This is a genomic window from Pinirhizobacter sp. (genome assembly GCF_036499745.1).
Taxonomy (GTDB): domain Bacteria; phylum Pseudomonadota; class Gammaproteobacteria; order Xanthomonadales; family Rhodanobacteraceae; genus Pinirhizobacter.
In genome coordinates this window covers 1-22,501 of sequence record NZ_DASYDG010000026.1, presented here as the reverse complement: position 1 = coordinate 22,501, position 22,501 = coordinate 1, and the positions used below count along the sequence as shown (strand labels likewise).

General features: G+C 65.6%; 20 protein-coding genes and 1 pseudogene. 11 read left to right on the top strand and 10 right to left on the bottom strand.

The window, feature by feature from the left end:
• Window positions 1-2 precede the first annotated feature (2 nt).
• Window positions 3-1,022, top strand: coding sequence for a hypothetical protein (locus VGM61_RS08745; RefSeq protein ID WP_331522385.1), 1,020 nt, complete (start codon window positions 3-5; stop codon window positions 1,020-1,022).
• Between the two features lie 48 nt (window positions 1,023-1,070).
• Complete coding sequence (locus VGM61_RS08740) at window positions 1,071-2,090, top strand: hypothetical protein (RefSeq protein ID WP_331522384.1); 1,020 nt, start codon at window positions 1,071-1,073, stop codon at window positions 2,088-2,090.
• 225 nt (window positions 2,091-2,315) lie between these two features.
• Here VGM61_RS08740 and VGM61_RS08735 read toward each other — a convergent pair whose 3' ends face one another.
• Window positions 2,316-4,310: a UvrD-helicase domain-containing protein gene (locus VGM61_RS08735; protein WP_331522383.1), complete on the bottom strand. Its 1,995-nt coding sequence runs from the start codon at window positions 4,308-4,310 to the stop codon at window positions 2,316-2,318.
• Window positions 4,311-4,453: 143 nt separating this feature from the next.
• Between VGM61_RS08735 and VGM61_RS08730 the strand changes: the two genes are divergently transcribed.
• Both VGM61_RS08730 and VGM61_RS08725 read left to right on the top strand, forming a co-directional pair.
• Entirely contained in the window at window positions 4,454-5,107 is a 654-nt protein-coding gene (locus VGM61_RS08730) for a thymidine kinase (protein ID WP_331522382.1), read from the top strand.
• Entirely contained in the window at window positions 5,104-5,877 is a 774-nt protein-coding gene (locus VGM61_RS08725) for a hypothetical protein (protein ID WP_331522381.1), read from the top strand. The genes VGM61_RS08730 and VGM61_RS08725 overlap by 4 nt, the downstream gene beginning before the upstream one ends.
• 13 nt (window positions 5,878-5,890) lie before the next feature.
• Here the strand turns inward: VGM61_RS08725 and VGM61_RS08720 are convergent, their stop codons facing one another.
• The 6 genes from VGM61_RS08720 to VGM61_RS08695 all read right to left on the bottom strand — a co-directional run bounded on the left by VGM61_RS08720 (window position 5,891) and on the right by VGM61_RS08695 (window position 11,099).
• On the bottom strand, window positions 5,891-6,802 hold the full coding sequence (locus VGM61_RS08720) for a hypothetical protein (RefSeq protein ID WP_331522380.1): 912 nt from the start codon (window positions 6,800-6,802) through the stop codon (window positions 5,891-5,893).
• A gap of 144 nt (window positions 6,803-6,946) precedes the next feature.
• The gene (gene mutM / locus VGM61_RS08715; RefSeq protein WP_331522379.1) at window positions 6,947-7,759 is read right to left on the bottom strand and encodes a bifunctional DNA-formamidopyrimidine glycosylase/DNA-(apurinic or apyrimidinic site) lyase; all 813 of its coding nucleotides are present in this window, start codon (window positions 7,757-7,759) and stop codon (window positions 6,947-6,949) included.
• A gap of 38 nt (window positions 7,760-7,797) precedes the next feature.
• Window positions 7,798-8,283, bottom strand: coding sequence for a hypothetical protein (locus VGM61_RS08710; RefSeq protein ID WP_331522378.1), 486 nt, complete (start codon window positions 8,281-8,283; stop codon window positions 7,798-7,800).
• Between the two features lies 1 nt (window position 8,284).
• Window positions 8,285-9,631, bottom strand: a complete 1,347-nt coding sequence (locus VGM61_RS08705) for a GldG family protein (RefSeq protein ID WP_331522377.1) — start codon at window positions 9,629-9,631, stop codon at window positions 8,285-8,287.
• A complete protein-coding gene (locus tag VGM61_RS08700) occupies window positions 9,631-10,386 on the bottom strand; it encodes an ABC transporter permease (protein WP_331522376.1) in 756 nt (251 codons plus the stop codon). Before VGM61_RS08700 ends, VGM61_RS08705 begins: the two co-directional genes overlap by 1 nt.
• Window positions 10,383-11,099: an ABC transporter ATP-binding protein gene (locus tag VGM61_RS08695; RefSeq protein ID WP_331522375.1), complete on the bottom strand. Its 717-nt coding sequence runs from the start codon at window positions 11,097-11,099 to the stop codon at window positions 10,383-10,385. The genes VGM61_RS08700 and VGM61_RS08695 overlap by 4 nt, the downstream gene beginning before the upstream one ends.
• Before the next feature lie 249 nt (window positions 11,100-11,348).
• Between VGM61_RS08695 and VGM61_RS08690 the strand changes: the two genes are divergently transcribed.
• Window positions 11,349-12,542, top strand: coding sequence for a DesA family fatty acid desaturase (locus VGM61_RS08690; protein ID WP_331522374.1), 1,194 nt, complete (start codon window positions 11,349-11,351; stop codon window positions 12,540-12,542).
• Window positions 12,543-12,783: 241 nt separating this feature from the next.
• On the opposite strand, the gene rpmG is transcribed toward VGM61_RS08690, so the two are convergent.
• On the bottom strand, window positions 12,784-12,948 hold the full coding sequence (rpmG, locus tag VGM61_RS08685) for a 50S ribosomal protein L33 (protein ID WP_036109728.1): 165 nt from the start codon (window positions 12,946-12,948) through the stop codon (window positions 12,784-12,786).
• A 12-nt stretch (window positions 12,949-12,960) separates the two neighbouring features.
• Window positions 12,961-13,197, bottom strand: a complete 237-nt coding sequence (gene rpmB / locus VGM61_RS08680) for a 50S ribosomal protein L28 (RefSeq protein ID WP_036109731.1) — start codon at window positions 13,195-13,197, stop codon at window positions 12,961-12,963.
• A gap of 304 nt (window positions 13,198-13,501) precedes the next feature.
• Between rpmB and secB the strand changes: the two genes are divergently transcribed.
• The 4 genes from secB (at window position 13,502) to VGM61_RS08660 (ending at window position 19,507) form a co-directional block, all read left to right on the top strand.
• Window positions 13,502-13,993 (top strand): protein-export chaperone SecB, encoded by a 492-nt coding sequence (secB, locus tag VGM61_RS08675; protein WP_331522373.1) that lies wholly within the window; start codon window positions 13,502-13,504, stop codon window positions 13,991-13,993.
• A 3-nt stretch (window positions 13,994-13,996) separates the two neighbouring features.
• On the top strand, window positions 13,997-15,031 hold the full coding sequence (locus VGM61_RS08670) for an NAD(P)H-dependent glycerol-3-phosphate dehydrogenase (protein WP_331522372.1): 1,035 nt from the start codon (window positions 13,997-13,999) through the stop codon (window positions 15,029-15,031).
• A 125-nt stretch (window positions 15,032-15,156) separates the two neighbouring features.
• Window positions 15,157-18,165 carry a DEAD/DEAH box helicase gene (locus VGM61_RS08665; RefSeq protein ID WP_414694835.1) on the top strand — a complete coding sequence of 1,003 codons (3,009 nt, stop codon included), beginning with the start codon at window positions 15,157-15,159 and terminating at the stop codon, window positions 18,163-18,165.
• 328 nt (window positions 18,166-18,493) lie between these two features.
• Window positions 18,494-19,507 carry a hypothetical protein gene (locus VGM61_RS08660; protein WP_331522371.1) on the top strand — a complete coding sequence of 338 codons (1,014 nt, stop codon included), beginning with the start codon at window positions 18,494-18,496 and terminating at the stop codon, window positions 19,505-19,507.
• A gap of 133 nt (window positions 19,508-19,640) precedes the next feature.
• Here the strand turns inward: VGM61_RS08660 and glk are convergent, their stop codons facing one another.
• Window positions 19,641-20,681 carry a glucokinase gene (gene glk / locus VGM61_RS08655; protein ID WP_331522370.1) on the bottom strand — a complete coding sequence of 347 codons (1,041 nt, stop codon included), beginning with the start codon at window positions 20,679-20,681 and terminating at the stop codon, window positions 19,641-19,643.
• Window positions 20,682-20,893: 212 nt separating this feature from the next.
• Here glk and VGM61_RS08650 point away from each other — a divergent pair, with 212 nt between their 5' ends.
• On the top strand, window positions 20,894-21,988 hold the full coding sequence (locus VGM61_RS08650) for a sn-glycerol-3-phosphate ABC transporter ATP-binding protein UgpC (RefSeq protein ID WP_331522369.1): 1,095 nt from the start codon (window positions 20,894-20,896) through the stop codon (window positions 21,986-21,988).
• 89 nt (window positions 21,989-22,077) lie between these two features.
• Window positions 22,078-22,501: pseudogene (locus VGM61_RS08645) on the top strand (porphobilinogen synthase); the annotation flags it as partial.

Genomic DNA, 22,501 nt, shown 5'->3' with positions numbered 1-22,501 from the left:
CCATGGAAGCCGCCCAATCGCGGACGCACGCCGTGCGCATCGCCAGCTGTATCGCCGCCGGTCTCGGCCTGTTCCTCATCCTCTACCTCCGTCTGTTGCCCGCGCTGCTGGCCGGGCTGCTGGTGTACGAGGTCGTGGTGTCGACCGCGCCACTCATGGGCCGGCGCCTGTCGGGCGACCGTGCGCGCGTGTTGGCCGTGGCGCTGGTCGGCGTCATCGTCGTCGGGCTGCTCACCCTTCTCGTGCTAGGCGGCATCAGCTTCTTCCGTACCGAAATCGGCAATCCCGAAGACCTCTGGCAGAACCGTCTCATGCCGCTCGTGGAGCGCGCGCGCCAGCAGTTACCCCCCGCCATCGTCGATCGCCTGCCCGAGAGCGTGGATGCCTTGCGCATCACCGCGATGGACTGGGCACGCTCGCATGCGGTAACGCTGCAGCTGGCCGGCAAGGAAGCGGCGCGCGTCGTGGTGCACATCATCATCGGCCTCGTGCTCGGCGCCATCGTGGCGCTCAGCCGCGCACGGCCCACGCACCAGGTCGGCCCCTTCGCCGCGGAACTGAGCCTGCGCAGCGCGCGCCTCGCCGACGCCTTCCACAACATCGTGTTCGCGCAGATCAAGATCTCGCTGTTCAACACGCTTTTCACCGCCATCTACCTGCTCGCGGTGCTGCCCCTGTTCGGCGTGCACCTTCCGCTGACCAAGACGCTCATCGTCATCACCTTCATCGTCGGCCTTTTGCCGGTCATCGGTAACCTTCTGTCGAACACCGCCATCACCATCGTCGGTCTGTCGGTATCGTTGTACGTTGGGCTTGGCGCGCTGGCCTTCCTCATCGTCATCCACAAGTTCGAGTACTTTCTCAACGCGCGGATCGTCGGCGGCCAGATCCGCGCCCGCGCGTGGGAGCTGCTGGTGGCGATGCTCCTGTTCGAGTCGGCCTTCGGACTGCCCGGCGTCGTCGCCGCGCCGATCTTCTACGCCTACCTCAAGGCTGAACTGGAAGCGGAGCGCTTGATCTAGCGTTCATCCGCCGGCTGCTGGAATCGCGCCATCCCAAGGAGTTCCCGAATGGTCGGTACACCGCAGGACACCCGAACCCTCCGCATCGCCACCTATATCCTGGTGGCGGTGGCGCTCTGGGCGATCCTCTGGCTACACCTGATCGCCGCGCTGTTGGCCGGATTGCTGGTGTACGAGGTGGTGGAAAGCCTCACGCCGCTGATCCGGCGCATCGCTCCGGGCGAACGCGCCAGGCCCATCGCCGTGGCGATCGTCACGGTGGTCGTCGTGGGCGTGATCATCCTGATCGTCGCTGCCGCGCTCGCGTTTTACCGGCACGACCTGGGCGATCCACGAGAGCTTTGGGATACGAAGTTGTTGCCTTTGCTGAGCAAGGCGCATGAGCAACTGCCGGCATGGCTCACTACGAACATTCCCGACAGCTTCGTGGATTTTCGCGCGCAGGGGATGACCTGGGTACACGACCACGCCGACGACCTTCGCCTGGTCGGAACCACGGCGGCTCGCGTGTTCGTGCATATCCTGATCGGACTCGTGCTCGGTGCCATCGTGGCGGTGTCGCACGGTGCCGGGGGTCGCGCGACGCGACCGCTGTCGTTCGAACTGTCGACGCGCACGATGCGCCTGGCGCACGCGTTCCACAACATCATCTTCGCGCAGTTGAAGATCTCGGCGATCAATACCGCGCTGGCCGCGTTGTTCCTCCTCGTCGCATTGCCGTCGTTCGGCGTGCATGTGCCGCTGGCGAAGACGCTGGTGATCGTCACCTTCGTCACCGGCCTCCTGCCGGTGGTGGGCAACCTTGTGTCGAACGTGCTTATCACCATCGCCGGGCTATCGGTGTCGCTTTGGGTGGGCGTCGCGGCGCTCGGCTTCCTGATCGTTGTGCATAAACTGGAGTACTTCCTCAATGCGCGCATCGTCGGCGGGCAGATCCGTGCGCGCACGTGGGAGTTGCTGGTGGCGATGCTGGTATTGGAGGCAGCGTTCGGTTTGCCGGGGTTGGTGGCGGCGCCGATCTACTACGCGTACCTGAAGAGCGAACTGGAAGCGGAGCAGCTCATCTAGGTTTTCCTGGTCGAATCCGGGAACCAGGCCGTGTCGTGTTCCTGCGTTGATGTAAGGCGCAGCGAACGTGTAGGAGCGCGCCATGCGCGCGCCAAGTTTTGAGGCCGTGACCTGGAGCTGGCGCCCCAGCGTCAGGACTGTGGCGACGAGCGGTCGCGCGCAAGGCGCGCTCCTACATATGCAAGGAGCAACCGACGGTACCCCAAGGGCATGAATGATCCGGCGTCAGGCGTTGCCCGCCAGCATGGCGCGGATGCGCGCCATGTGGGTCTCCGCGGTTTCCTTTTTCACTTCCGCGTCCGCATCGGGGTCCTTGCCGTCCCAGTGCAGGTCGTCCTGCGGCAACTCCTCCAGGAAACGGCTGGGGTCGTTGCTCAGTATCTCGCCGTACTTGCGCGACTTCGCCGCGAACGACAGGGTCAGCGATTCCTTCGCCCGCGTGATACCCACGTACATCAGGCGGCGCTCTTCGTCGAGGCGGCCTTCGTCGATGGCGCCCTCGTGCGGCAGCGTGCCGTCTTCGCAGCCCACGATGAAGACGAAGCGAAACTCCAGTCCTTTTGCCGAATGCAGCGTCATCATGCGCAGCGCGTTGCCCGGGTCGTCGCGGTCGGCATGGCTGAGCAGGGCCAGCTGGGCCGCGATGTCGCCGGTGCGGCCGCCATCCTTGCCCATGGCACGGAACCAGTCGATCAGTTCGCGCAGGTTGCCGAGGCGCCGTTCGCGCAACACTTCGTCGGGGGTGGATGCAGCGATATGCGCGCCGTAGCCGGATTTCTCGATCACCGAGTTCACCAGGTCCGCGGCGCTTTCGTGCACGGCGTGGCTGCGAAGCTCATCCATGAGCCGTGCGAAGCCGGCCAGGGCGGAAGCCGGTCGCGCCGATATGGTCTTCAAGGCAGCGTCGCTACGCGCAGCGTCCAGCAGCGACGCGTTGCGCGTCTGCGCGATCTGGCCCAGCTTCTCCAGCGTGGTGGCGCCGATCTCGCGCTTGGGCACGTTCACCACGCGCAGGAAGGCGGCGTCGTCGGTGGGGTTCGTGAGCAGGCGCAGGTAGCAGAGGATGTCCTTGACTTCCGCGCGGTCGAGGAACGACAGCGCGCCGCTCAGGTGATAGGGCACGCGCGCCACGCGCAGCGCCTTTTCGAGCGCGCGAGCCTGGAAATTACCGCGATAGAGGATGCAGAAGTCGTCCCAGCGAACGCCCTTGTCCTTGTACTTCTCATGCAGGTTGCCGGCGATGGCGGCGATGCGTTCCGCCTCGTGATCGCTGTCCTTGCACTCGAGCACGCGGATAGGCGGGCCCTCGAGATGATCGCTCCAGAGCTTTTTCTCGTGGACGTGAGGGTTGTTGGCGATGAGCTGGTTGGCCGCGCGCAGGATGCGCTTGGCGCAGCGGTAGTTCTGCTCGAGCTTGATGACGCGCAGCTGCGGAAAGTCGAGTCCGAGCTGGTCGATATTCTCGGGGTTTGCACCGCGCCAGGCATAGATGCTCTGGTCGTCGTCGCCGACGCAGGTGAAGCGTGCCTTCGGCCCCGCGATCGCCTTCAGCAGGCGGTACTGGGCGTCGTTGGTGTCCTGGTATTCGTCCACCAGCAGGTAACGCAGGCGCTCCTGCCAGATGGCCCGTGCGTGGTCGTCGGTTTCCAGGATGCGCAGCGGCAGGCGGATCAGGTCGTCGAAATCGACGGCGTTGAACGCGGCCAGGCGCTGCTGGTAGAGATCGTAGATCGTCGCGGCTTCGATCTCGCGCGGGCTGCGCGCCGCGGCCATCGCTTCCTCCGGTGTCATCCCCGCGTTCTTGGCGCGCCCGACAAGGTTGCGGATACCCAGGATGACTTCGGGCTTCACGCCTTTGGGCGAGAGCTCCTTCATCATGTTGGCGCTGTCTTCGGCGTCGAGCACGGAAAAGCCGCGCCGCAGGCGCGCGCGATCGTGCTCGATCTGCAGGAATTTCAGGCCCAGCGCATGGAAGGTGCAGACGGTGAGTGCTTTCGCGGCATCGTCGGAGATCAGCCGGCCCACGCGCTCGCGCATCTCCTTCGCCGCCTTGTTGGTGAAGGTGATGGCCGCGATCTTCTCGGCGGCGAGATGCCGGCGGGAGATCAGGTGCGAGATCTTCTCGGTGATGACGCGGGTCTTGCCGGAGCCGGCACCGGCCAGCACCAGCAAGGGGCCGTCGCAGTGTTCGACGGCCTCGTGTTGTTGGGGATTAAGCATGGGAACGACCGGGACGGGCCAGGCCCCGGATGGTAGCAGGTGCGGGCACGGGGCCGAACCGGTCGGCCCCCCTGTGCGTGACGCTCGGAGCCGCACCACGGTTTTCGTTACCATACGGGTCCACGATCCAACGAGCCCGGCATGTGGCCAAGCTGTACTTCTATTACTCGGCAATGAACGCCGGCAAGACCACGACGTTGCTGCAGAGCGCGCACAACTATCACGAGCGCGGGATGCGTACGCTGATCCTCACTCCTGCCCTGGACGACCGCTATGGGGAAGGCGTGGTGGCGTCCCGGATCGGCCTGCAGGCCCGCGCGATGCGCTTCGCGGGGGAAGAGGACATCTTCGCTGTGGTCGAGCGGGACATCAAAATGCGCGGTCCGCTGCATTGCGTGCTGGTGGACGAGGCCCAGTTCCTGGCCAAGGCCCAGGTCTGGCAGCTTTCCGACGTGGTCGACCAGCTGGGTATCCCCGTGCTCGCCTATGGCCTGCGTACCGACTTCCGCGGCGAGCTTTTCGAGGGCAGCAAGTACCTCCTGGCCTGGGCGGACAACCTCGACGAGATCAAGACGATCTGCCACTCGGGGAAGAAGGCAACCATGGTCGTGCGCGTGGACGAGCATGGCCGCGCCGTGACCCGGGGCCCCCAGGTTGAGATCGGCGGGAACGACCGCTATGTCTCGGTGAGCCGTGCCGAGTTCAAGAGCATCACCGGCGGCGACGGCCGTATCGAGTTGCAGCAATCCGTGCTGCCGCTCGGCGAGAGCGATACCGACGAAGGAACCTCCCCGTGACCGAGACGACGCCCACCCCCGCCGAATGGCCGCGCCCCTACTGGAAGCCCAGTGACGAGCAGGGCGTGCTGCTGTTCTTCGTGTTCGGCGCCTTCCCTGAAGACCTCGCCATTCCCGCCGCCCGCTATGGTAGTCCGGGTCTTCCTGAAGGCGTGGAACTGCAGCGTTTCCAGAATACGGTCCTGTCACGCTGGGAGGGGTATCCCCTGGCCGGCGCACTGGGCGGACTATTGCAAGAGGACAACCCTGCGACGTATGCCGAAGCCAAGGCCGCGCCGCACGTCGTCGTCATCCGCGGCCGTTTCCCGGATCGCGAAAGCCTCGATTACCTGCGCGATACGCTCGGCGTCGTGGCCGCGCTCACCGATGTCGGCGGCAAGGCCGTCATCGACCCGCAGATCCTGACCCTGTTCGATGCCGCCTCATGGCGCGAGCATTACGTGGTGTCGGGTGGCGCGCCTCCGCGCCATCATGTGCTGATCCTGTGCAGCCCTGAGGAAACCAAGGGTCGCTCGTGGATTCGCACGCGTGGCATGCGCAAGTTCGGCCGCCCCGACATCAGCCTGACCAACGTCCCCGATAACGAGATCGATCGCGCCGGCGCACTGTCCGAACGCTTCGTCGAGCTGGGTGCTCTCGGTGCCCACTTCGATCCGGAACAGGCGATCGAAGTGGACGGCGTGGCTGGCGGCCTGACCGTCACGCTGTCGGGCGACGAGGAAGACCCGCAATTCAACAACAGCCACGCGGCGATGCGCTGGCCTGACTGACGCTAACGGGTTTCTATGGTGCTTCGGCCGCGTTGAACTCGTCCGGTTGCACATCGAGCCATTCGACGAATCGATCCACATCGCCGTTTTCGTGGAAATCCACCGCGACGTAATTTGGTTTTCGCTTCGCGGCAGGCCTGCACCAGGCGTGATAGCGATCCTGGAGTGTCTCGAACGCGTTGTCTGTCGATGCATGCGTGGATAGCGGCACGCCGTGGAACTGGTTCATGGTGAACAAGGGACGCCAGCCGGGCATGCCATCGATTTCTGCTCGCGATAGCTCCTGGTTTTCCCAGCGGCTGTAACAGCGGTTGTCGTGCCGGAAGATCGTGGCGCCGAGGCTCCAGTAATTCTCCACGGTGAACTCCTCGCTCGGCATCACGTGGATTGCTCCGGAGCGTGACAGCAGTGTTCCGCTGTTGTCCGTCGTAAGGCTGAAGATCAGGATGCGCTGTCCGCTCCGGACGATGGCTTCATAGGTAGGCCAACCGGATGACGTCCAGGAATACGGGTCGAACGTCTTGCCCACCAGTCCGGGTGCCTTTTCCAGTTCAGCCATCAGCTGGGTGCGGCTGGTGAAGTCCTCCAGGTGAAGGGTGACGATCGCATCCGGCTCCTTTTCGAGGAAAGGCAGCAAGGTGGTGTTGGCAAAATCGGCAAAGGTCCGTGACTGCCCCCGGCACGTCTTGTGGCAAAGCCGCACCCGTCCCTGGTCGTAGTGCAGATCCAGCATCAGGCCGCGCACGCCCCCGGCGAGTTGCTCGTCGATGGTCTGGCTCTGGTTGGGAATGAGGCCATTGCTGGTGAAGGCGTTGTGCGTGGTGACCCAGCTATAACGATCGAAGGGAAGACCGGTGTCCTCGGGCGTTCCGGCCAGGGCCGTGCCCGAGCATAGGGCCAGGGCGGCTATGTATCGGCGATTCATGGGGATGGGCTATCGCGTGGGTAGGGAGGACCGAGTCTAGAAGTCCGCGCCCTGGCGCTGCTGTAGGGGCATTCGCTTACTGCCGTAGTCCATGGCTCAGGGAGCGGACGACTGCCCCGATGAAGCGAACCTTCGCGCTGCGAATCAGCGCTGGCAGCAAGGGCAGTAGAACGACGCGCGCTGGCCGAGAGTCACGACGCGAATCGGTTCGCCACAGACCTTGCACGCCTCGCCGGCCCGTCCATAGGCGAAGAGTTCCTGGTAGAAGTAACCCGGCGTCCCGTCGGGGGTGAGGAAGTCGCGCAAAGTCGTGCCGCCCCGCGTGATCGCATGGGCGAGGATGCGTTTCACCTCCTGGGCGAGTTTTGCATAACGCCCGCGCGATACCTTGCCCGCGGCGCGGCGCGGATCGATGCCCGCGGCGAACAGCGCTTCGCTCGCATAGATATTGCCCACGCCGACGACGACCGCGTTATCCATCAGGAAGGTTTTCACGGCGGCGGAGCGTCCGCGAGACAGCCGCCAGAGCCGGTCGCCGTCGAACGCGTCGGTAAGCGGCTCCGGGCCGATGCCCTCGAGCAGTTTGTGGGTTTCCCCCGGCATCTGCCAGAGCAACGCGCCAAAGCGACGTGGATCGGTGAAGCGCAGCACCTGGCCTGAGTCCAGCACGATGTCCACATGGTCGTGCTTGCCGATGGGCGTGTTCGCTGGCAACACGCGAAGTACGCCGGACATGCCCAGGTGCAGCAGCGCGGTGCCCGCTCCCGTACGCAGCAGCAGGTATTTCGCCCGCCGTTCCACGGAGTCGATCACTTGCCCGGGAAAGAGCGTCGAGATCTCCGGGGGAATCGGCCAGCGCAGGTCCGGCCGGCGGAGCACCACGCCCGTGACGCGGCGTCCCTCGATATGTGGCGCGATGCCGCGGCGGGTGGTTTCGACTTCGGGCAGTTCGGGCATGACGGGAAGATGGGGTGTTCCCGCGCGCCTGGCAAGCGTCAGGGCGCGCTGGCCGTCGTCGGCAGCGAAGCCATGCGCGGCGGCCTGGGCAGCGCCTGTGCCGGCACGATGGCGATGCGGTCACCCACCCGGGCATAGCGCTGCTTGCCCAGCGCGGTCATTTCCCCGAATTCCACGCGCGTGCCATCGAGCAGCAACACGGCCAGCGGTGGGGCGAGGCCAATCTTCGCGGGATCGAATTCGACGGCGGGGCGCCAGTCCGCGACGGGCGTGGCGGCGAGGGCGGCGAGGTCATCGGCGCGGCCCTCGTCGACGTGTGCGGCGCCGCTTGTCCAATGGCCGTCGCGGCGCTCGAAGCGCTGTCCAGGCAGGCCTCGCAGGGTCACTTCGATGTCCCGCACGGCATCCGGGTCAAGCGTGGTAAGCGTGTGTACGCGCGCCTGAGCCTCGTCCGCATGCCACTGCCAGACGACTGCGGCGATGAGGATCGCCAGCAGCAGTGCCCCGATAAACCGGCCCTTCATGTCAGCGCCGCCTCCGTCGCCACGCGATGCCGATGCCCAGGGCGAGCAATAGCAGCGGCAGGAAGACGAGGAAAACGAACGTGACGGCGTTGAGGCCATCCTGCGAGATCGATATCACGCGATCCGGCGCGCCGCGCGCCGGAAGATCCACGAGTACGTCGTCACCGAGCAGCCAGTCGAGGATGCGCTCGCCGAGTGCGCGGTTGCCGCCATTGCCGACATAGGTGTTGGAGAGGAAATCGCCGTCGCCGATGACGATGGCGCGCTGTTCGCTCTTCGCGGGACTTGGCGACAGGCGGTTAAGCGCGAAGCCGAAATCGAGCGGTCCCTTCAGTTCGCCCGCTTCCGGATGGAACGCGACGGTGGACGGGTTGTCGTTGTCGATGCCGCCGAACGCCGTCCAGCTTCGCTCGCCTGATCGCAGGAAGGGCACGACGGCCCACTCGTGGTCGGAGACCTGGGCCAGCGCCGACACCTGCGGGAAGAGCGTCGTGTCGCGGAAGGCGCGCGTGATCGCATGGAACGGGTAGTCGCCGAGCACCACGATGCGCGGGTCCTTCACGTTGAGCGTGCTGCCCTGGCCGTCGACGAGTACACCGGGCAGGACGCGGATGCCGAGCACATCGGCGAGCGCGCCGGTGCCGAGATCCTCGTTGTCCGGCTCGGTCAGCCAGAGCAGGTTGCCGCCACCGCGCACGTAATCGACCAGCGCCGCCACGCTCGCTGCCGGGAGGTGCGCCGCGGGGCTGGCCAGCACGACGAGATCGGTGTGCTCGGGCACGCCTTGCGTCTGGCTGAAGTTGAGCGGCACGGCGCGGATGCCGCGGCGCTCCACCTGGCTCATGAACGTACCGAGGTCGGCGTTGGCGTGGCCGTCTCCCTGTCGTTCGCCGTCGCCGGTAACGAAGGCGACGATGCGTTGGCCGCCGCGGGCGAGACGCTCGAGCGCGTTGGAGAGGTTGCGCTCGTTGATCGGGCTTTCCACGCGCTCCTCGCGCCCCTGGTAGCGCACGATCAATGCGCCCTCACCGGAAATGCCGAGCTGGCGCGAGGCGGCGGGATCGAGGTCCGGGTCAACGAAGGAAAGGCGGAGATCCTTCTTCTCCCGGACGTAGCGTTCCATCACCGCGACGATCTGCTCGCGCAGCGGTCCGGTGGGGGAGATGTAACCGACCACGTCGACCGCTCCGTGAAGCTTGTCGAGCACGGCGACGCTTTCGGGCGCCAGGCTGGCACGCGCGCCGCGCGTCCAGTCGAATGTCCACGCATGCCGCGAGCTCAGGAAGCCGATGCAGCCAGTGGCGAGGATGAGGCCAAGGAGTACGAACCAGCGATCGAGGCGCCGCATCACTGGCGCTCCCTGTCGGTGCCGAGGCGGCGGATGGCGAGGCCGAGCGACAGCGTGATGGCCAGCGCGAACCATATGACGTCGCTCGTGACGACGAGCCCGCGCAGCAGGTTCTGCAGGTGGGTAGCCATGCTGAGCCATTCGAGGAAGCCGCCGCTCACGCCGGCGGCCTGCGCGCCTCGATCGATGGTCCAGAGAACGAGCGTCACGATCAGCGCCATCGCCGCGGCGATCGCGGGGAAAGACGTGGCGGCGGAGCAGGCGATGCCGATGGCCGCCAGTGTGGCGAGCAGCAGCGCGGTGCCCCATGTGGCGGCTGCGAGCTTGCCCCAGTCGGCGGTGGATTCGGCACCGACAGCGAGCGGCATCGCGAGCGTCGCCAGCAGCCAAAGGCCGAGCCAGACGAGCACGGCGAGGTACTTGCCGGTCACGATCCGCCACGGCGACAGCCCGGTGGAGGCGAGGAGTGCGAGCGTTCCGGCGCGGCGTTCGCCGGCCAGTTGGGTCATCGTCATCAGCGGCACGACGAGGAACGCCAGCCTGGCGAGTTCCGCGAGCAGCGGAATGGCCACGAGGTCGGTGAAACCGGGCGCATCCGCCACGGCGGCAAGTTTCACCTGCGCGCCGAGGAACTGGCCCAACCCCAGCACGAAGGTCCAGGCCAGCCAGGCCAGGGTGAGCGCTGCCAGCGCCCACGCCAGCGGGCGCACGGCCAGACGGCGGAGTTCGAGTTGCGCGACGGCGGCGACACTCATGCGGCGGCCCCCGTGGCGATGGCGAAAAAGGTGGCTTCGAGGGCCGTGCCGGCTCCGTCGCCGCTTAGCGGTGCATCGTGGCGCAGCCGTCCTTCGTGGAGGATGGCGACGCGGTCGCACACGGCCACCACTTCCGCCAGCACATGGGTCGAAAGGATCACCGCGGCGCCCGCGTGCGCGCGCTCGCGGATGAGCTTGCGCAGTTCGCCGACCTGGATCGGATCCAGCGCGTTGGCCGGTTCGTCCAGGATGACGAGGGCGGGTTCGTGGACGAGCGCGCAGGCAAGCCCCAGGCGCTGGCGTTGGCCCTGCGAAAGCACCCCTGCCATACGGCGGCGCAATTCGCCCAGTTGCAGCCGGCCGATGATGGCGTCTGCTGCGCGCCGGGCGGCTGGGCGGTTCGCGCCGCGCAGACGCGAAAACGCCATGAGGTGTTCCTCGACCGAAAGCTCTGGCCACAGCGGCGCATTCTCCGGCAGCCAGCCGATCAGCCGGCGGGCCACCCCGGGACTTGCCACGAAGTCGTTTCCGCGCAGGTGGATACGGCCCACATCGGGCCGGAGGGCGCCGGAAAGCATGGAAAGGGTGGTGGATTTACCGGCGCCATTGACGCCCAGGAGGCCGAGGACTTCACCGCCGTTCAGGGTGAAGGACACGTCGGTCACGGCGGCGCGGCCTGCCCGGCGGCGAGAAACGTCTTCGACGTTCAGCAAAATGGTGCCGTTCATGCTGCTACGTCGGCGATCGACGGGCTACGCCGGGGATTCGGTTCCCATCGTGCGAAACGGCGGGGATCTGACTGAACGGGGCAGGTCGATGTCATCCTGCGATTGTGCGGAATGGGCTTGCGATCCCACAACAACCCTCTTCACAATTTGCCGATATCCATGCTGGTGGGTATGGCGGAGCCTCGCTAGACTGCGCAGGTAACCTTCCCTAACTACCCGTGCGGTAACGACTCGATGCTCGACACCTTGCTCGATTTCCTGTCCAACGGACTCACCCGCGCAAGCTGGGGTGAGATGCTGGTTTATGTGCTGGTGGTCACCCAGCTCACCATTTTCACGGTGACGCTCTACTACCATCGCAGCGCCACGCACCGCGGCGTGGATTTCCACTGGACGCTCAACGGCTTCTTCCGCTTCTGGGGCTGGCTGACCACCGGCATGGTGGTGAAGGAGTGGGTGGCCATCCACCGCAAGCACCACGCGAAGGTGGAAACCGAGGAAGACCCGCATAGCCCGCAGATCTTCGGCATCAAGAAGGTCTTCCTCGACGGCGTGTCGCTCTATCGCGATGCCAGCGAGAACAAGGAAGACATGGAGAAGTATGGCCGCGGCACGCCGGACGACTGGTTCGAGCGCACGCTGTTCGGACGCCACCCGTATTGGGGTCCGACCCTGATGGCGGTGATCAATATTGCGTTGTTCGGCGTGATCGGCCTGGCAGTCTGGGCTATCCAGATGGTGTGGATCCCGTTCTGGGCCGCCGGCTTCGTCAACGGCATCGGTCACTGGTGGGGCTATCGCAATTTCGAGAGCTCGGACACCGCGACGAACATCTCGCCATGGGGTTTCTGGATCGGCGGCGAAGAACTGCACAACAACCACCATGCATTCCCGAGCTCGGCGAAGTTCGCCCTGCGCAAGTGGGAATTCGACATCGGCTGGGCGACGATCTGCGGCCTTCGCTTCCTGCGCCTCGCCAAGGTGCTGCGCGTGGCGCCCACGCTCAACATCCGTCCGAACGTGCATCTGCCGGATGCGGAAACGCTGAAGGGCGTGCTGACCCTGCGCTTCCAGGCCACCACGGATTACTACCGCAACGTGATCCTGCCGACGATGCGCGAGGAAATGGGCCAGGCCGGCGAGAACATCAAGGCCGTACCGCGCCGCCTGCGTCGCGCCCTGGCCGACGGTGGCCGTTGGCTCGACAACGATGCCCGCGAGCGCCTGCAGGCCGCCCTGGCCAATCGCCCGGCACTGAACACGGTGTGCGATTTCCGGGCCCGCCTTGTCGCCCTGATGGAAGAGCGCGGCGCCGAGAAGTCGCTGAAGGCCCTGCAGCAGTGGATCGTCGAAGCGGAACAGAGCGGCATCCGCTCGCTCCAGCAGTTCGCCCAGCGCCTGAAGGGCTACTCGGCGGTCGGCGCGTAAGCAGTCTTCTCTCGGTCGACACAAAAAACCCCGCCGGGAGACCGGCGGGGTTTTTTTTGTGGGGCCTTTCTTATGCGGACCCTTTCTGTAGGAGCGCGCCCTGCGCGCGACATCTTTTCGCCAAGAGCATCAGGCCCTGCTGCTCAAGGCCCCAAAAGATGTCGCGCGCAAGGCGCGCTCCTACGCGCGGCTTTCGCCGCGCAAATAAAAAAGAAGCCGCCTTTCGGCGGCTTCTTCAAGATCACTTGATCTTGCCTTCCTTGTATTCCACGTGCTTCCGGACGACGGGGTCATACTTCATGAAGACCATCTTTTCCGGGGTGTTCTTCTTGTTCTTCGTGGTCGTATAGAAGTGACCGGTGCCCGCGGTGGAAATCAGGCGGTGCTTATCGCGCTTGCTTGCCATGGTTCGATCTCCTTAGATCTTTTCGCCGCGGGACCGGAGGTCGGCCAGCACAGCCTCGATGCCGTTCTTGTCGATGGTGCGCAGCGCGTGGTTGGAAACGCGGAGCTTCACCCAGCGATTCTCGCTGGCGACCCAGAAGCGGCGCTCGTGCAGGTTCGGCAGCCAGCGGCGGCGGGTCTTGTTGTTCGCGTGCGAGACATTGTTGCCGCTCTGCACGCCCTTGTTGGTGACTTGGCATCTACGGGCCATGTGGCCTCCTTTAGATTCGTTGGACCGCCCTTTGGCCAGGACGGCGACGGCCCAGCGGCGCACCGTTCGATCGGCCGCCACGCGATGGCTGGAGGGTGGAGCGCTTCCACCAGTGAAAGCCCGCATCGCGTAACGGACTTTCCCGACGAGTCGGGCTGGCGCAGGGAAGCCGGGCATTCTCTCAGAATCCCGGCCCCGCACGCAAGCCGGGGCTGTGCGGCGCGCGGGGTTGTGTGAAACAATCCCCGCTTTCGTGCCATTGGCACGCATTCAGCTCACACGAAGCCTTTTCGAGGACCACGCAATGGCAGAAATCACCGCCAACGGCCAGGCCGGCCAGCCGCAGCTCGTGCTGCAGAAGATCTACGTGAAGGATGCGTCCTTCGAAGCACCGAACGCCCCGCAGGTGTTCCAGGAAATGGGTGAGACCGAAGCCCAGCCGCAGGTCCAGCTCAACCTCGGCCACAAGGCCGTCGACCTCGGCAACGACCTCTTCGAGGTGGTGCTGAGCCTGACCCTCACCTGCAATCTGGGTGAGCGCACCGCCTACCTCGCCGAAGTCCACCAGGCCGGCATCTTCGGCATCGCCGGCTTCTCGGGCGACGACCGCGACGGCATCCTGGGCTCCTACTGCCCGAACCTGCTGTTCCCGTACGCGCGCCAGATGGTGTCGGCGATGATCCAGGAAGGCGGCTTCCCGCCGTTCCTTCTCCAGCCGATCAACTTCGACGCCCTTTACGCCGAACAGCAGCGCCAGCAGGTCGAGGGCGCAGGTGCCCATTCGCTCAACAGCTGAGCGATGAGCGCCACCTCCCGACCCACCGTCGCCGTCCTCGGCGCCGGATCATGGGGCACTGCGCTGGCAGCCCTGCTGGCGCGCAACGACGTCCCCACGCGCCTGTGGGGGCGCGATGCCGACGCGCTCGCGGCCATGGCCGCCGCGCGACGCAACCTGCGCTACCTGCCCGATCTGGACCTCCCGCCGGAACTCACGTACGAAGCCGACCTCGCCACCGTCCTGCGCGGCGCCGGCATCGTCCTGCTCGTGGTGCCGAGCCACGCCTTCGCGGCGTTGCTGGACCAGATCGTGCCGCTGCTCGATGCCGGGGCCAGGATCTCCTGGGCCACCAAGGGTTTCGAGACCGGCACGGGACGGTTCCTGCACGAACTGGTCGATGAAAAGCTTCCTGGCCGCCCAGCGGCCGTCGTCACCGGTCCATCGTTCGCCCGTGAGGTAACGGCCGGGCTGCCCAGCGCGGTTACCGTGCACGCCACGGACGAAGCGTTCGGCAAGGAACTGGCGGTATTGCTGCACGCGCCCAACTTCCGCGCCTACACGGGCAACGACATCCTGGGCGCGGAACTCGGTGGCGCGATGAAGAACGTGCTGGCCGTGGCCACCGGCGTGGCCGATGGGATGGCGCTGGGCCTGAACGCACGAGCCGGCCTCATCACCCGCGGCATGAACGAGATGCTGCGCCTTGGCGTGGCGCTGGGAGCGCGTGCGGAAACCCTCATGGGCCTCGCCGGACTGGGCGATCTCGTGCTCACCTGCACGGGTGATCTTTCGCGTAACCGCCGGTTGGGTCTCGCCCTCGGCCGGGGCATTCCGCTGACCGAAGCGGTCCGCCAGATCGGGCAGGTGGTCGAAAGCGTCGTCACCGCCGACGAGGTGGCTCGCCTGGCCGGCTTCCACGGCCTCGACCTGCCGATCTCGGCCGCCGTGCGCGCCGTACTCCACGGCGAAGTCACGCCAGAGGAGGGCCTGCGTACCCTCATGGGCCGCGAGCAGAAGGCCGAATACCCTGTCGACCTGTTTCCCGGCCGCGGCTGACAAAGCCTGGCGGGGTCCGCGCGGCTGGCTGAACCGGGCCGGTCCCTGGGTAAAAAATCCTACGGGGAACGCATCCGGGCTTTGCTAAGCTTCCTGTTTTGGTCGCGCGGGCAGGATCGCTACGGATGCATCAACCGGACGACAAGGGCAGACGGGAGGCTCCCGTGGGCACGCTGCCACAGGCGTGGCAGCGTGCGCTCGGCACATCGGTGCGCCCGGTAGCGTCCGAGCGCGCCGTGCTCGGCTTCTTCCTCGAGGGTGTCAACGACGACCACGAGCCGGCCGCCCGCCTCGACGTTGCCCCTGTCCTGCTGACGGTGGGACCCGACGGTCGCTATTCGCGCCCCCTCCCCCTGGATAGCCGCCACCTGCCGGATACCGCGCTCACGGTCCTGGAAAAGCGCCTGGCTTCCACCGTGCTTGGCCTGCCCCAGACACTCCGCAAGAGCCGCAGTTACGCCCGCTTCACCGGCGAACTCGGCGACCAGCTGCTGGCCGAGGTCCTCGATGGTGCGCCTTGTTTCTTCGGCGGCGTGGCGGGCCTGAAACTGTCGCGCGGCAAACCGCAATCCCTGCGCTGGCGCTGGAACCTCGAGAAGGACGGAAGCCAGAAGCTGCTGCCCGACGTCCCCGCCAGCCAGCGCTTGTTCCGCGTGGGTTCGCTGTGGTTCCTCGACGCGGAACACGCCGAAGTCGGTCCGCTCGAAGGCGACCAGGAAGAGAGCAGCTGGCTCGACCTTCCTCCGCTGCCGCCCGAAAACACGGCCGCGTTTCGCCTGGGGCTGGACGCTACACGCATGGGGCCGCGCGTGCCGGTACCGCAGGTCTTCGGCGAGGTGCGCCGTGCCGAAGTGTCGCCGCGCCCGGTGCTGGTCCTGCATGCGTTGACGCGCCACGCGCGGCTCGCCGCAGGCACGCCGCCACTCGCCTATGGGCGGCTCACCTTCGACTACGCCGGCGAGCGGCTGCCCGGCCGTGGCGGCGAGCCCCTCGTCCGCCGCGTGCGCAACGGCGCGCTGCTCGAGATAGCCCGGCGCCGAGCCGAAGAACTGGCGACGATGGAAACCCTGGAAACCGCCGGGCTCAACCCCGCGGTGGATACCGAGGGGCTGCCCTGGGACATGGCCGATACGCTTCCGGACGACGCGTGGCTGTTTCCCGGCAAGGGCTACGCGGGTGCGCTCGAGGTGAATACCCCCGCACGCTGGCTTGCCCTGCGGCCCAAACTGGAGGCCGACGGCTTTCTGCTCGAGTACGCGCCGAGCTTCCCGTTCGAGGTGCTGGAAGGCCCCGTGCGCTGGTACGGCCAGGCCCACGAGGACGATGCCGATCGCGCCTTCGACCTGGAAATCGGCATCGAGGTCGAAGGCAAGCGCGTGAACCTTCTTCCCGCGGTCGCGCAGGCCCTGGCCGAGCATCAGCTGAGTCTCAGCCCCATGCCGGGGGAAGCCGAGGATTCCGTCTGGTACGCGCCGGTCGACGAGCGCCGCCGCGTGCCGGTTCGCCTGAAGGAACTGCGCGGCCTGCTCGCGCCCCTCGCGGAATACCTGGAGAAGCCCCGCCAGCAGTTGCATTTGCCGCGCGTCCAGGCCGGCCGTCTCGAGGAACTTGTGCAGGCGTTGCCAACCGGTGGCTCGTTCGAGGCGCCCGAGCGTCTTCGCGGATTCACACGCCGGCTGCGTGAGGCCGCCGAGCGCGCGAGCGACGCGGTGCCTGAAAGCCTGCGCGCCGAACTGCGCGGGTACCAGCGCGACGGCCTGCGTTGGATGAACGCGCTAGCCGAAGCCGGCACCGGCGGTGTACTCGCCGACGACATGGGGCTCGGCAAGACGCTGCAGTTGATCACCCACCTGCTCGCGCTAAAAAACGCCGGCAACCTCACGGCGCCCGCGCTGGTGGTCGTGCCGACCAGCCTCGTACCGAACTGGATTTCCGAAGTCGCGCGTTTCGCACCCGACCTGACGCTGCTCGCCTTGCACGGCCCGCAGCGTGCGGAAACCTTCGCGCGCATCCCCGAGCACGATGTCATTCTTACCACTTACGCACTGCTGCCGCGCGATGTCGACACGCTCAAGAAGCAGGCGTTCTCGCTGGTCGTGCTCGACGAGGCGCAGCAGGTCAAGAACCCTCGCACGCAGGCGCGCCGTGCGCTGCTTACGCTGAAGGCGCCGCGTTGCCTCTGCCTCACCGGCACGCCATTGGAAAACCACCTCGGCGAGTTGTGGTCGCAGATCGATCTGGCGGTGCCCGGCCTGCTCGGCGACGAGGGCGCCTTCCGTCGCCATTACCGCCTGCCGATCGAGAAGCACCAGGACATGGAATGCCAGGAGCGGCTCAACCGCCGCATCGCGCCGTTCATCCTCCGCCGCACCAAGGCGCAGGTGGCGTCCGAGCTTCCGGCGAAGACGGAGATCACCCGTCGCGTCGTGATGGAGTCAAAGCAGCGCGACCTCTATGAGAGCCTGCGTCTTTCGCTCGCGGAAGAACTGCGCGAGGTCATCGCACAGCGCGGCATTGCGCACAGCGGCATCGTGGTGCTGGATGCACTGCTGAAGCTGCGCCAGGTTTGCTGCGATCCGCGCCTGGTGAAACTCGAAGCGGCACGTGGCGTGCGCGAGTCGGCGAAGTTCGAACTGCTGATGGACATGCTTCCCGCGTTGCTTGGGGAAGGCCGCCGCGTGCTGCTGTTCAGCCAGTTCACCGAGATGCTGAAGCTCATCGCCGGCGAACTCGACCGCCGCCGGATCACCTACGCCACGCTTACCGGCGAGACGCGCGACCGCGCCGAACCGGTGCAGCGCTTCCAGGACGGCAAGGTGCCGCTGTTCCTGCTCTCGCTCAAGGCGGGCGGTGTCGGCCTCAACCTCACCACCGCGGACACGGTCATCCACTACGATCCGTGGTGGAATCCCGCCGCCGAAGCGCAGGCGAGCGATCGTGCCCACCGCATCGGTCAGGACAAACCGGTATTCGTCTACCGCCTGATAGCCGCCGGCACGGTGGAGGAGCGGATCGAGGAATTGAAATCCCGCAAGGCGCAACTCGCGGACGCCGTCCTCGAAGGCGGCGGCAGCCGCGAACGCCTGAGCTTCGACGAAAACGACCTCGACGCGCTGCTCGCGCCTTCAGCGTAATGCTGGCTATCGTTAGCCGTTTCCGAAGATTCGCAATCGTGCGATGAGAGGGTAAGTCCTCGTCGACTATCGGGTCGGTTGCTGATCGTCGTTTAAATGTGAGGGTCGTCACAGTTCGGCATTGACGGCGAGGTTGTAGCCCGATTCTCAAGACAGGTGCTCATCCCATGGCGATCATTCGCGCCGGTCAACTTACGTCTGCGGGTTGATCGCGCACGAGGCGATGGCGACCTTGTAGCGTCATGGACAGACTCATGGGATGGAGTAACGGATGGAGCGTGACCAGTCGAGGTTGGCGTGCGGCACATGGAAGCACGCAGTGGCGTGTATGGCATTGGCATTGTCGCCAACAGTCTTTGCGCAGGATATCGCCTGCACCAGCCCTGGTGCGGCGAAATACGAGACGGGGTTAGGCGCGGAGATTGACGATATCGTCCATATACCTTCGCGATTTCGTTCGGAAACCCATAACGCGCAGAGGAATCAATGGACCTTTGAGTACGGCACTGCGGCATACGCGAATCGGAGCACGAAGCAAATCACTATTCGCCAAGGGGCCTCAGCGTTAAATATGGCCTCGCAACTGTCTCACGAAGTGGGGCATGCAAATTACGGCTACAGAGAAGACCTCAGTTCTCGAGACGCGTTCATCCGAAAGGCCTGTGTTGATGAAGGCTTCGGGCTCCTGGAGAACATTTTCGCCCATCGCGCACTGAAGAAATGTTCTGGCATGGACATGGGGTTGGTTACCGCAGAACCGGAATTTTTTCTGGCCAAGTACGAGGAATTGGCGCAGCGGCCGCCGGTTTACGCCAATGAGATCGGATACATGTTCTGCGAACGCAACAGAGTACCGACCGGGGAGAGCTATATCGACTACTACGGAAACTGGTACGACGCCAACTATGGTCTCGCCGTTGAGCCAAGCAACGCGGAAGTCGATCCCGTGTTGTGGGAGCGGGTCGCGGAAATCTCCAAGCGGGTGAAACTGGGAGCGGTGGCACTTCGCAAGGTGTGGCCCGGCGAGCCAGGGGGTGCGCGTTCGATTTCGTCATTGACCACAGTGGGGCATTCGGAAATCAGGCAAAGGCCCGACGATACCGTCGGAATTGCGTATATGGATCTAATGGGACGCTGCATCTCACGAGGCGAGGTTTTGCGACACTATCCTGACCTCCAGTTGACGCAGGTGCCGCGACCACACGATCCGCCCGGGACGACGAGGACCGTATGGTCGGCTTTCGGGGAATGGGGTGAGATGATGTTTGCCTTCACGGGCAGCACTCCGAACTGTCTCGAAGGCATCTCATTCGATCCACGCCCTCAGCCGTTCGTGGAGTGAAATTTAAGGTTCTTCACGCATTATCGGGGATCAGCACCCCCCTAGATGACGACCCTGCCGCTGGCCGGACGTCCGTGAAGAACCAAATTTAAAGATGCCCGGCATATGCCGGGCATCTTTAGCTATGACCGGCTCAGCGCCGCAGCGGTGTACCGCCGGCCTCGACGATGGCTAGCGCCGTACCGCCGATGAGGCCCGGTTCGGGGTTCATGATCGCCTGCGTGGGCACGGTTTCCATCGTGTCGCGGAAGCGTCCCTTCGCCTCGAAGCGCTCGCGGAAATGTCCCTTCTGGATCCACGGCAAGAGGATCGGCGTCATGCCGCCTGTGAGGTACACGCCATCCCACGCGCCGAGCGTGAGCACGAGGTCGCCGGCGACGCTGCCGAAGACGCCGGCGAACGTTTCCACAGCGCGGCTGCACATCGCGCAGCTTCCATCCGTGGCGCGGCGCGTGATGTCTTCGGGCGTGATCGCGTCGTTCGGTTTCTGCCCGGAAATCTCGCAGATGGCCGAATAGAGGTTCACGAGACCGGCGCCGCTGATGAGGCGCTCGTTCGACACGCGGCCATAGCGGAGGTTGAGCACCTTGAGAATCTCGATGTCCTCGGCGCTATGCGCGGCGAAGCCGGCGTGCCCACCTTCGGTCTGCAGCACGCTCACCTTGTCGCCGCGGATCAGAAGACCACCCACGCCGAGGCCGGTGCCGGGACCCACGACCACGAAGGTCTGTTCTTCCTTGCCGCCGATCTTCGGAATGGCGCAGTTGCCGACCCGTACCAGGTCCATGCGGCCCTCGGCGTCCGGCTTATCGCTCATCAACATGACCGCCATCGACTGGGCGGCGAAGTCATTCACCAGGTGCACCCACTCGAGGTCCAGTTCCTTGGCAAGTGCCTTCGCCGAGATGGCCCAGGGGTTGTTGGTGACCTTGACGGTCTCTCCATTGTCGATGCGGCCGGCGGCGGCAATGATGGCGCGTTGGGCCGGGTGGCCGGTTTCCTTGAAATACTGCTTGGCCGCGTCTGCCAGCGAGCCATAGTCCTTGACGTGGTAGCGCCGGATGCTTTCCTGGATAAGCGGTCGATCCTCGTCCGGATGGGCGATGCCGAAGCGCACGTTGGTGCCGCCGAGGTCGGCGAGCAGGGTCGGCGCCGGGGCGCTAACGTTGGCCATGTTGAAGAACCTGTCGTGTCACGGAAGCCCGCAAGGGTGCCTCGCGCGGGGTCTGGCGTCTAGTGAAGGCTTACCCTGGCGTCAGTGAGCGCCTACAGGCCACTAAGTACCGCCCGAAGCTTTGATGTAAACGATTACGTCGGCAGAATACCTTATTGCACCGGGCGATGGCAGGCACCGCCTCCAGCCCCGGACCCACGGGAGAGTACGAAATGGCAGCGGTTCGCCTCGACAAGGTGCGCAAGGTTTATCCGAACGGGCATGTGGCCCTGGAGGGGGCGAGCTTCGATATCGCCGACGGCGAACTGCTGGTGCTGGTGGGGCCGTCGGGCTGCGGCAAGACGACGCTGCTGCGCATGATCGCCGGGCTGGAATCGATCTCCGGCGGCACGATGACCATCGGCGACCGGGTGGTGAACGACGTGGCACCGAAGGACCGGGACATCGCCATGGTGTTCCAGAACTACGCGTTGTACCCACACATGACCGTGCGCGAGAACCTCGGCTTCGGCCTGCGCCTGCGTGGGGCGGCCCGCGAGGAGATCGAGAAGCGCGTTGCCCTGGCTTCCGGCATGCTGGGTCTGGACGAGCGGCTGGAACATCGGCCCGCCGCGCTCTCGGGCGGTCAGCGCCAGCGCGTGGCGCTTGGCCGCGCGCTTGTTCGCGATCCTTCCGTGTTCCTCCTCGACGAGCCGTTATCGAACCTCGATGCGAAGCTGCGCCTGTCCACCCGTGTGGAGATTGCGCGTATCCACCGGCGTCTCGGCGCGACCATGGTTTATGTCACCCACGACCAGATCGAGGCGATGACGTTGGGCCAGCGCATCGTCGTGCTGAATGCCGGTGTCGTGCAGCAGCTCGATACGCCGATGAACCTCTACAACAAGCCCACGAACCTCTTCGTGGCCGGCTTCCTGGGCAGCCCGGCGATGAATCTGTTCCGCGGCACGCTGCGCCGTGCCGACGGCCTGCGCCTGGAAATGAAGGAAGGCTCGATCGCCCTCGGCGCGGACGTGCGGGGTCTGGCGGGATACGTCGACAGACCGGTCGTCGTCGGTATCCGGCCGGAGGATCTGCTCACGGTGGACGACCATTCGGGGGTCGAGGAGCGCCTGGGCGCGCATGTCGACGTGGTCGAGCCCGTGGGTAACGAGGTCTTCCTCAACATGCGCCACGGGGATGCGGAACTGGTCGCGCGCGTGCCGCCCCATTCGACGGTCCAGGCGGGGTCCGACGTGGCCCTGGGCTTCCAGCCGGAGCGGCTGCACTTCTTCGATCCGGAAAGCACGGCGCGCATCGACACGTAAGCAGGGGAGGCTATGCGACGCCTTGTCCCCCCGGTGGCCGGGCCGGGAAGGGGTAAAATGGGCGGATCGCCCACGAACAGGCCCGTCCCATGACCTTTCCTGCCGTACGTATGCGCCGGATGCGCCGCGACGCCTTCTCCCGCGCGCTGATGCGCCAGACCGTTCTCACGGTGTCCGACCTCATCATGGTGGCCTTCGTGGTAGACGGCGAAGGCGTGCGGCAGCCGGTGCCCTCGATGCCGGGCGTGGCGCGCCTCTCGATCGACGAACTGGTGAAGCTGGCGGCCGAGTGTGTGGCGCTGGGCATCCCCGCGTTGGCGCTGTTCCCATCCGTGGACGGGTCGGTGAAGACCGAGGATGCGCGTGAGGCATGGAATCCCGACGGCCTCTTCCAGCGTGCCACCCGTGAGCTGAAACGCCGCTTCCCGGAACTGGGCCTCATCGGCGACGTGGCCCTCGATCCCTACACCACCCACGGCCAGGACGGCCTGATCGACGCCGACGGCTACGTGA

Bases quoted from the DNA above. Each gene is read 5' to 3' on its own strand.
- VGM61_RS08735 (WP_331522383.1), bottom strand. From the start codon at position 4,310: ATGCTTAATCCCCAACAACACGAGGCCGTCGAACACTGCGACGGCCCC.
- VGM61_RS08660 (WP_331522371.1), top strand. From the start codon at position 18,494: ATGGCATTGGCATTGTCGCCAACAGTCTTTGCGCAGGATATCGCCTGC.
- VGM61_RS08700 (WP_331522376.1), bottom strand. From the start codon at position 10,386: ATGAGTGTCGCCGCCGTCGCGCAACTCGAACTCCGCCGTCTGGCCGTG.
- mutM (WP_331522379.1), bottom strand. From the start codon at position 7,759: ATGCCCGAACTGCCCGAAGTCGAAACCACCCGCCGCGGCATCGCGCCA.
- rpmG (WP_036109728.1), bottom strand. From the start codon at position 12,948: ATGGCAAGCAAGCGCGATAAGCACCGCCTGATTTCCACCGCGGGCACC.
- VGM61_RS08720 (WP_331522380.1), bottom strand. From the start codon at position 6,802: ATGAATCGCCGATACATAGCCGCCCTGGCCCTATGCTCGGGCACGGCC.
- VGM61_RS08710 (WP_331522378.1), bottom strand. From the start codon at position 8,283: ATGAAGGGCCGGTTTATCGGGGCACTGCTGCTGGCGATCCTCATCGCC.
- secB (WP_331522373.1), top strand. From the start codon at position 13,502: ATGGCAGAAATCACCGCCAACGGCCAGGCCGGCCAGCCGCAGCTCGTG.
- VGM61_RS08740 (WP_331522384.1), top strand. From the start codon at position 1,071: ATGGTCGGTACACCGCAGGACACCCGAACCCTCCGCATCGCCACCTAT.
- VGM61_RS08650 (WP_331522369.1), top strand. From the start codon at position 20,894: ATGGCAGCGGTTCGCCTCGACAAGGTGCGCAAGGTTTATCCGAACGGG.
- VGM61_RS08745 (WP_331522385.1), top strand. From the start codon at position 3: ATGGAAGCCGCCCAATCGCGGACGCACGCCGTGCGCATCGCCAGCTGT.
- VGM61_RS08690 (WP_331522374.1), top strand. From the start codon at position 11,349: ATGCTCGACACCTTGCTCGATTTCCTGTCCAACGGACTCACCCGCGCA.
- rpmB (WP_036109731.1), bottom strand. From the start codon at position 13,197: ATGGCCCGTAGATGCCAAGTCACCAACAAGGGCGTGCAGAGCGGCAAC.
- VGM61_RS08670 (WP_331522372.1), top strand. From the start codon at position 13,997: ATGAGCGCCACCTCCCGACCCACCGTCGCCGTCCTCGGCGCCGGATCA.
- VGM61_RS08665 (WP_414694835.1), top strand. From the start codon at position 15,157: ATGCATCAACCGGACGACAAGGGCAGACGGGAGGCTCCCGTGGGCACG.
- VGM61_RS08705 (WP_331522377.1), bottom strand. From the start codon at position 9,631: ATGCGGCGCCTCGATCGCTGGTTCGTACTCCTTGGCCTCATCCTCGCC.
- glk (WP_331522370.1), bottom strand. From the start codon at position 20,681: ATGGCCAACGTTAGCGCCCCGGCGCCGACCCTGCTCGCCGACCTCGGC.